General features: G+C 40.1%; 10 protein-coding genes. 3 read left to right on the top strand and 7 right to left on the bottom strand.

The genetic code is table 11. From position 1 onward, the window contains the following. Positions 1-139 precede the first annotated feature (139 nt). The 6 genes from QZ565_RS06835 to QZ565_RS06810 all read right to left on the bottom strand — a co-directional run bounded on the left by QZ565_RS06835 (position 140) and on the right by QZ565_RS06810 (position 4,258). Entirely contained in the window at positions 140-1,300 is a 1,161-nt protein-coding gene (locus QZ565_RS06835) for an ABC transporter substrate-binding protein (protein ID WP_295527366.1), read from the bottom strand. Between the two features lie 66 nt (positions 1,301-1,366). Then, positions 1,367-1,654 (bottom strand): YlbG family protein, encoded by a 288-nt coding sequence (locus QZ565_RS06830; protein WP_049492230.1) that lies wholly within the window; start codon positions 1,652-1,654, stop codon positions 1,367-1,369. Positions 1,655-1,732: 78 nt separating this feature from the next. Continuing rightward, positions 1,733-2,323 carry an ATP-dependent Clp protease proteolytic subunit ClpP gene (clpP, locus tag QZ565_RS06825; protein WP_000613475.1) on the bottom strand — a complete coding sequence of 197 codons (591 nt, stop codon included), beginning with the start codon at positions 2,321-2,323 and terminating at the stop codon, positions 1,733-1,735. Between the two features lie 173 nt (positions 2,324-2,496). Beyond that, complete coding sequence (gene upp, locus QZ565_RS06820; protein WP_000515974.1) at positions 2,497-3,126, bottom strand: uracil phosphoribosyltransferase; 630 nt, start codon at positions 3,124-3,126, stop codon at positions 2,497-2,499. Positions 3,127-3,214: 88 nt separating this feature from the next. Next, positions 3,215-3,682 (bottom strand): cytidine/deoxycytidylate deaminase family protein, encoded by a 468-nt coding sequence (locus tag QZ565_RS06815; protein WP_000136973.1) that lies wholly within the window; start codon positions 3,680-3,682, stop codon positions 3,215-3,217. Between the two features lie 18 nt (positions 3,683-3,700). Then, positions 3,701-4,258, bottom strand: coding sequence for a TetR/AcrR family transcriptional regulator (locus QZ565_RS06810; protein ID WP_000004136.1), 558 nt, complete (start codon positions 4,256-4,258; stop codon positions 3,701-3,703). 124 nt (positions 4,259-4,382) lie between these two features. Here QZ565_RS06810 and QZ565_RS06805 point away from each other — a divergent pair, with 124 nt between their 5' ends. From QZ565_RS06805 to QZ565_RS06795, 3 genes are read left to right on the top strand one after another with little or no spacing between them, the layout of a single operon-like run. After that, positions 4,383-5,228 carry a DegV family protein gene (locus tag QZ565_RS06805; protein ID WP_295527358.1) on the top strand — a complete coding sequence of 282 codons (846 nt, stop codon included), beginning with the start codon at positions 4,383-4,385 and terminating at the stop codon, positions 5,226-5,228. Between the two features lie 58 nt (positions 5,229-5,286). Then, positions 5,287-6,465 (top strand): NAD(P)/FAD-dependent oxidoreductase, encoded by a 1,179-nt coding sequence (locus QZ565_RS06800; RefSeq protein ID WP_295527355.1) that lies wholly within the window; start codon positions 5,287-5,289, stop codon positions 6,463-6,465. A gap of 37 nt (positions 6,466-6,502) precedes the next feature. Beyond that, entirely contained in the window at positions 6,503-7,024 is a 522-nt protein-coding gene (locus QZ565_RS06795) for a DUF1697 domain-containing protein (protein WP_000400044.1), read from the top strand. 41 nt (positions 7,025-7,065) lie between these two features. Here the strand turns inward: QZ565_RS06795 and QZ565_RS06790 are convergent, their stop codons facing one another. After that, positions 7,066-7,806: a MerR family transcriptional regulator gene (locus QZ565_RS06790; RefSeq protein ID WP_295527369.1), complete on the bottom strand. Its 741-nt coding sequence runs from the start codon at positions 7,804-7,806 to the stop codon at positions 7,066-7,068. Positions 7,807-7,870 lie beyond the last annotated feature (64 nt).

The following is a 7,870-nucleotide window of genomic DNA, read 5'->3' as shown; positions in this document are numbered from 1 at the left end:
GAGCGATAATGTGAGCCACAGGCTGTACGTGAGTACGGCAAGGCGACGTTGACGCAGTTTGAATTTGATTTTTGAAGAGTATTAAACATCGAAACAGGGAGTGAGTCCGAGGCTCATTCCCTATTTCAACATTTTTCTATTATGGTTTTACAACTTCTGCTGCTTCAACCTTACCATTGTTCATGGTCATCATGTAAGCAGTTTTGACTGTGTTGTGGTCTGCATCGAAGCTTGTTTGACCAGTTACACCTTCAAAGTCTTTTGTTTTAGCAAGGTTATCCTTAATCTCACCTGAGTTTTTAGCACCTTTTGCTGCGTTTGCTACAAGGTGAACTGAGTCATAAGCTAAGGCTGCAAATGTTGAAGGCTCTTCATTGTACTTAGCACGGTAAGCCTCAAGGAAGGCTTTTGCTTTAGCAGAAACTTCTACAGTAGTTGAGAAGCCTGAGATAAAGTAGATGTTTGATGCTTTTTCAGCAGTTGCTTGTTGTACAAACTCTTCACCGTTGAATCCATCACCACCAACGATTGGTTTGTCAATTCCCATACCACGCGCTTGGTTTACAATTTTACCAGCTTCAGTGTAGTAACCAGGAACAACGATAGCATCAAAGTCTTTCCCTTTCATTTTTGTAAGGGCTGCTTGGAAGTCTGTGTCACCTGCTACGAAAGTTTCATCTGCAACGATTTCACCCTTGTAAGCTTCACGGAAGGCTTTGGCAATACCTTTAGCATAGTCGCTGGCATTGTCAGTGTAAATAACAACTTTCTTAGCTTGCAATTTATCAGAAACATAGTTTGAGATAATTTTTCCTTGGAAGCTATCTTGGAAAGTTCCGATAAAGAGGTAATCTTGACCTTTAGTCAATCCATCTTGAGTCGCACTTGGCGAAATCAATGGAACACCTGCTTTTGTAGCGTTCGCTACCGCAGCTGCAGTTGCACCAGATGTCGCAGGTCCTACGATTGCTGATACTTTAGATTGGGTTACAAGGTTAGTTGTTACTGAAGCAGCCTCTGCTGTTTCAGACTTGTTATCTTTATCGACTACTTCGATTTGTTTTCCATCGATACCACCAGCAGCATTGATTTCATCAACAGCAAGTTGGGCACCTTTTTGTTCAGATGTTCCGTAGGCTGCTACGGCACCAGTTTCTTCGAAGTTAAATCCAATCTTGATTGTCTTTTCATCTACTGAGTTACCAGCAGCGTTTGACGCTCCAGACTTCACTTCTCCACAGGCTGCAAGAAGTGCTACACTTGCAAGAGCCACAAACGATAGGGCAAATTTTTTCTTCATCTTTTTTGTCTCCTTATTTCTTAAATAAATAGCATGTTAAGAATATACCGAATTATCAGAAAATTGTCAACACTTTTCTTGAACTTTTTCGATGATAACGTTTTCCTCTCGATAGAGATTGCCCACAAAGGGTGTTTCCAGCTCTTGGATATGACAAACTCTGACTTTTTTTATAAATTTTTCCTTACTCAAGTGTCCGACCAATTGCTCGACTTCTTGAGTTGGAACATAGAGTTGTAAGTAACGATGTTTCTTGGAATGATAGGTAATATCTCCATAATCCTGCAATTTTTTGGCATCACGATTATAGTAAAGATAGATAATCAAGCCAGATCGATTGACTTTTTCAAACATGATAAATCCTCTTTCTAAGAAATTTCTCCTTATTATACCAAAAAAAGCAAACCCAGTCGAGTTTGCCTTCTTTCATCATTAGTTCAATGAATTGTTGGCCATGATTTCATCAATAAAGCCATATTCAAGTGTTTCTTGAGCACTCATCCAGTTATCGCGTTCTGCATCTGCATGGACTTTTTCAATTGACTGACCTGAATTTTCAGCCAAGATTTTTTCCAAGGTGTTACGAGTTTTAAGCAAGTGTTCTGCAGCGATAGCCATATCAGTTTGTTGAGTACCACCACCTGTACCACCCATTGGTTGGTGGATCATGTATTCAGCATTTGGAAGCATGAAACGTTTGCCTTTTGCTCCACTTGATGCGATGACTGTACCCATAGATGCAGCCATTCCCATAACGATGGTTTGGACATCTGCCTTGATAAAGTTCATGGTATCAACGATTGCCAAACCAGCTGAAACGGAACCACCAGGTGTGTTGACATATAGGTAAATATCTTTTGTACTATCTTGGGCATCCAAGAAAAGCAATTGGGCAATAACTGAGTTGGCCATATTGTCTTCAACTGGGCCTGTCAGCATGATGATGCGGTCTTTGAGAAGACGTGAGTAAATATCGTAGGAACGTTCTCCACGGCTTGTTTGTTCAATAACTACAGGAATCATTCATTTCTCCTTTTGAGTTTTATTTTTGTTGGTCAAACGACTGAAGATAAGACTATTATAATATCTTGGTCAAAAAAGGTCAAATTTTTGCTCTGTTTTCATCAGACAGAAACAAAAATTCAACCCCCTTTCACGACTAGAAATACTTTTCCAAGTCATTCTTCTTTTCGATGTTATTTTGTACCGAACAAGCGGTCTCCAGCATCTCCAAGACCTGGAACGATATAACCGTGTTCGTTCAAGCGTTCATCCAAGGCTGCTGTAAAGATTTCTACATCTGGATGAGCTTCTTGAAGGGCTTTTACACCTTCTGGAGCAGATACAAGGCAGACAAATTTGATATTTGATGCGCCACGTTTTTTAAGAGAATCAACAGCCAAGATTGCTGAGCCACCTGTTGCCAACATTGGGTCTACGACAAAAATTTGACGTTGGTCAATGTCCTCAGGCAATTTCACCAAGTACTCAACAGGTTGAAGCGTTTCTTCATCACGGTACATACCGATGTGGCCAACTTTAGCGGCTGGAACCAAGCTCAAAAGTCCATCAACCATACCGATACCTGCACGCAAGATTGGAACGATGGCCAATTTCTTACCTGCCAATTGTTTTTGAACTGTTTTTGTAATTGGTGTTTCGATTTCCACATCTTCTAGTGGAAGATCACGAAGTACTTCATACCCCATCAACATTGCAATCTCATCTACTAGCTCACGGAAAGCTTTTGTAGAAGTATCTGTACGACGCAAGATTGACAATTTGTGTTGAATCAGTGGATGATTAATAACTTCAATTTTTCCCATTTTTGGAATTCCTTCTTTCAATTTATTCTTCTTATTATACCAAAAAACGGTTTAAAAATCTTTCTAAACCATTTATTTTTGATAAATTTTACATTAGATCTGCCTCTTTAAGAGCCGCCTGTACTGTCTCAAGTGGTAAATGAGTCAATTCTGTCCCTTTTTCTTGATAAAGGTATTGGGCGTAGTCGTCCATTCTGTACTGGTTGATATAAACCACGCGCTTGCAGCCGACCTGAAGCAATTGTTTTGTACAGTTCAGACAAGGAAAATGGGTTACATAGGCTGTAAAGCCTTTAGGAACACCACGTTCTGCACCTTGAAGGATAGCATTGACCTCAGCGTGAAGGGTGCGAACACAGTGGCCTTCAATGACCAGACATTCGTGATCAATACAATGCTCGGTACCTGACACCGAACCATTGTAACCAGTGGAAATAACCTTATTATCCTTAACCAGAATTGCACCCACTTTGGCACGTTTACAGGTGGAACGATTGGCAATCAGTAGGGCTTGGGCTGCAAAATACTCATCCCAGGCTAGTCTTTTTTCAGTCATATCTCTTCTCCTTTTTTTCTATTTTTTAAAGAATGGTAACCGTAAGTCTGCAATCTTTTCAGCTGGTACCTTCATGCCATCCTTGATCCATTTTAAGAGGACAGAGACGATGGCAGAACTCCAGAAGGAATGAAGATAAGAGCTGACACCTTTTGATTTTCCATGGTATTTTTCTAGAAATTCCTGCATGGCTTGGACAAAGATTTTTTCCAGATGGTAATCTAAGGCCAATTGAATCACTCTGGCCTCCTTTCTTGCTTCTCGGAAAAGGTGAACCCAGACCAGATAAAGATCTGTCTTTAGATCGTAATGATGCAGCTGTTCCATAATATTGTGGACAGTTCGTTTAAAGACACTTTCTAAAATCTCCTCTTTGGAATCATAATTGCGATAAAAGGCCGCACGCGAAACGCCTGCACGCTTAACCAATTCAGAAATACTAATCTTGGTCAAGTCCTTTTTTTCCAAGAGTTGCAAGAGGGCCGTTTCAATGGCTTCTCTGGTTAATAAATTGGATTCTTGGTTTGATTTTCTGAGATTTTCAAGAGACTTTTCAGAGATTCTACGTTCAGACATAACATTTTCTTTCTACTTGTCACAACAGACGGATGAGGCTTTTGTTTCAAGGGCTTTCATGATATAATTGTAAAAAAAGACAGAACCTTTGTCAATGTATAACTGACAAAGATGGAGAATTTCTATGACTTGGAAGATTATTGCTGACTCTGGTTGTGATTATCGTCAGCTGGAAAGACCAGCTATTGACACAACCTTTGTAAGTGTCCCCTTAACCATTCAAGTAGCTGATCAAGTCTTTGTCGATGATGCCAGTCTTGACATTGACCAAATGATGGAAACTATGTATGCAACCGCAGAAGCTTCAAAATCAGCTTGTCCAAGCCCAGATGATTATTTGCGAGCATTTGAAGGTGCCAAAAATATTTTCCTAGTAACCATTACTGGTACTCTTTCTGGCAGTCACAATAGTGCTCAACTAGCCAAGAATATTTATCTGGAAGACCATCCTGACACTAAGATTCATGTGATTGATAGTTTGTCTGCTGGTGGGGAAGTTGACTTGCTCGTAGAAAAATTAAATGACTTGATTGATCAGGGCTTGTTTTTTGAGGAAGTCGTTGAAGCTATCACTGCATATCAAGAAAAAACCAAGTTACTCTTTGTCCTAGCTAAAGTCGATAACTTGGTGAAGAACGGCCGTTTGAGCAAACTTATCGGTACAGTCGTTGGCCTTCTCAACATCCGTATGGTTGGAGAAGCTAGTGAAACTGGAACCCTTGAATTACTACAAAAAGCACGAGGGGCAAAGAAATCAGTTCAGGCAGCCTATGAAGAGTTAGTAAAAGCTGGATATGCTGGTGGTCGTATTGTCATGGCCCAACGCAATAACGAGAAATGTTGCCAACAGCTCTCAGAGCGAATCCTTGAAACCTTCCCACAAGCGGATATCAAAATTCTCCCAACATCTGGTCTCTGCAGTTTCTATGCAGAAGATGGTGGTTTGCTGATGGGATATGAAATTGATTAATTCCATTCTTGACAAGAGGTGACCATCATCTCTTGTTTTTTTATGGTACAATAGAGCTATGAAACATTTTGATACTATTGTCATCGGTGGGGGACCTGCTGGTATGATGGCTACGATTTCCAGTAGCTTTTATGGACAGAAAACCCTCCTCATCGAAAAAAATCGGAAACTCGGAAAAAAATTAGCTGGTACTGGTGGTGGTCGTTGTAATGTAACTAACAACGGAACTCTAGATGACCTACTAGCTGGCATCCCTGGAAACGGGCGCATTCTTTACAGTGTCTTCTCCCAATTTGATAACCATGATATCATTAACTTTTTTACAGAAAATGGGGTTAAACTCAAGGTTGAAGACCACGGGCGCGTCTTTCCTGCCAGTGACAAGTCTCGGACCATTATCGAATCCTTGGAAAAGAAAATCATTGAGCTCGGTGGTCAAGTTGCTACTCAAACAGAAATTGTTTCGGTTAAAAAGATAGACGACCAGTTTATCCTTAAATCAGCTGACCAAACCTTCACTTGTGATAAACTCATTGTCACAACTGGTGGGAAATCCTATCCTTCAACTGGTTCAACTGGTTTTGGTCACGAGATTGCCCGTCATTTTAAGCATACCATTACCGATCTTGAAGCCGCTGAAAGTCCTTTGTTGACAGATTTTCCACACAAGGCCTTACAAGGAATTTCATTGGACGATGTGACCCTAAGCTATGGTAAGCATGTCATCACTCACGATTTGCTCTTTACCCACTTTGGTTTGTCAGGCCCTGCTGCTCTGCGTATGTCCAGCTTTGTCAAGGGCGGAGAGGTTCTCTCACTGGATGTTCTACCTCAACTTTCTGAGAAAGACTTGGCTACATTTCTAGAAGAAAATCGGGAAAAATCTCTAAAAAATGCCTTAAAAACTTTACTTCCAGAACGCTTGGCAGAATTTTTTGTGCCAGGCTATCCTGACAAAGTCAAACAACTGACTGAAAAGGAACGCGAACAACTTGTCCAGTCTATCAAGGGACTTAAAATTCCTGTAACTGGTAAAATGTCCCTTGCTAAGTCCTTTGTTACCAAGGGTGGTGTCAGTCTTAAGGAAATCAACCCTAAAACCCTTGAAAGTAAGCTGGTACCTGGCCTTCACTTTGCTGGCGAAGTCATGGATATCAATGCCCACACGGGTGGCTTTAATATCACTTCAGCCCTCTGTACCGGTTGGGTGGCAGGCTCAAATCAAATATATAAATAATTGAATGACTAAAATACAAAATAAGAAAGGAAGTCCTTTGGAACATATTATTTTACTAAGAGGTGTTACTCCTAATGGAAAAAATGCTATCCCGAAAATGTCTTATTTGGTAGATATTTTAACAGAAGCTGGTTTTCAACACGTTCGAACCTATATTCAAAGTGGGAATATCATTCTTGAAAGTGATTTAGATTTAGAAGAAATACGAGAATGTGTTCATACTCTGATAAAGGAAAAAATTGGGGCCGACTTAAAAATGGTTATCAAGAACAAAAGTGATTTTAAAAAAATTGTCCAAGAAAACCCGTTTGGAGAACACTATCTTTATGACCGTATACATGTGATTTTTTATCAAGAATCTATTCAAAGTCTCCCTTTAGAAAAATTGAAAATTGATTACGGTGAAGAAGAAATTTGTATCGGTAACCATTGTCTTTACCTCTATCTCCCTAGAACTGCTAAACAAAAGAAACTCCATACCAACTATCTTGAAAAGCTTTTTAATGTAGATTTGACCATGCGAAAACTAAATGTGGTAGAAAAATTATTAAGCAAATAGTGCTTGAATTTAGTAAAAATCGGAAGAATGCTCCTCCGATTTTATTTTGTCTGAGTTTGGACATAATAGGCAATGACATCTGATGTGTACTGGGCTGTTCCAGGTCCAAATTTATCAATGTTTTCCTTGAACTCAGGGTTATAGACGTATCCTTTACCGATATGTCCGAAGACTTCAATAGAGCAGTCAAATCCATAAGTACGAATGGCTTGCAAGAGCTTGGCTGCTTGCTCTTGGTTTTCAGTTGCTGTTGCAGGTAAACCAGCTTGAAGATTTTGTGCCAAAGCTTGAAAAACTTGGTTGAAGGCAGCTGTAGCCTCGTCTTCGTGACCTTTTTGGCGCTCCAGCGCTTGGTCCATGACTTCTTGTCCATATTTCTCTACCGCCTCTTGGTGGTATTTTTGATGGTCTTGGTAGTTAAATCCAGCAAATTTCTCTTGAATGCTCATTTCTCTTTCTCCTTTTTGTTCTTTAATGGTTTTTTGCAAGGTTGAAATCAAGGTATCCAGATGTTCCCTTTCTCGAGTCAAATAGTCCAACTGTCTGGTCAGATGGGGCAATAAATCTGTCCTTTCTTCCTTTAATAGCTCTGCTATTTTTTCTAAAGAAAAGCCTAGATATTTGTAGTATAGAATGACCTGAAGGCGTTCTAAATCCTCTTGACTGTATGTTCGATAGCCGTTTTCCGACTTTAAAGGAACCAAAAGCCCTATCTTATCGTAGTGGTGCAGGGTCTTGACAGAGACGCCCGAAAGCTGCGCAGCTTCTTTTATATGGTACATGATTTCCTCCTTATACTCAATGAAAATCAAAGAGCAAACTAGGAAGCTAGCCGCAGGCTGTACT

Source organism: uncultured Streptococcus sp. (assembly GCF_915066115.1).
Lineage (GTDB): Bacteria > Bacillota > Bacilli > Lactobacillales > Streptococcaceae > Streptococcus.
Note: the sequence above shows the minus strand (reverse complement) of the source record. Positions and strands in the feature narration are given on the sequence as shown.

Bases quoted from the DNA above. Each gene is read 5' to 3' on its own strand.
- QZ565_RS06810 (WP_000004136.1), bottom strand. From the start codon at position 4,258: ATGTCTGAACGTAGAATCTCTGAAAAGTCTCTTGAAAATCTCAGAAAA.
- QZ565_RS06790 (WP_295527369.1), bottom strand. From the start codon at position 7,806: ATGTACCATATAAAAGAAGCTGCGCAGCTTTCGGGCGTCTCTGTCAAG.
- QZ565_RS06835 (WP_295527366.1), bottom strand. From the start codon at position 1,300: ATGAAGAAAAAATTTGCCCTATCGTTTGTGGCTCTTGCAAGTGTAGCA.
- QZ565_RS06815 (WP_000136973.1), bottom strand. From the start codon at position 3,682: ATGACTGAAAAAAGACTAGCCTGGGATGAGTATTTTGCAGCCCAAGCC.
- QZ565_RS06805 (WP_295527358.1), top strand. From the start codon at position 4,383: ATGACTTGGAAGATTATTGCTGACTCTGGTTGTGATTATCGTCAGCTG.
- clpP (WP_000613475.1), bottom strand. From the start codon at position 2,323: ATGATTCCTGTAGTTATTGAACAAACAAGCCGTGGAGAACGTTCCTAC.
- QZ565_RS06830 (WP_049492230.1), bottom strand. From the start codon at position 1,654: ATGTTTGAAAAAGTCAATCGATCTGGCTTGATTATCTATCTTTACTAT.
- upp (WP_000515974.1), bottom strand. From the start codon at position 3,126: ATGGGAAAAATTGAAGTTATTAATCATCCACTGATTCAACACAAATTG.
- QZ565_RS06800 (WP_295527355.1), top strand. From the start codon at position 5,287: ATGAAACATTTTGATACTATTGTCATCGGTGGGGGACCTGCTGGTATG.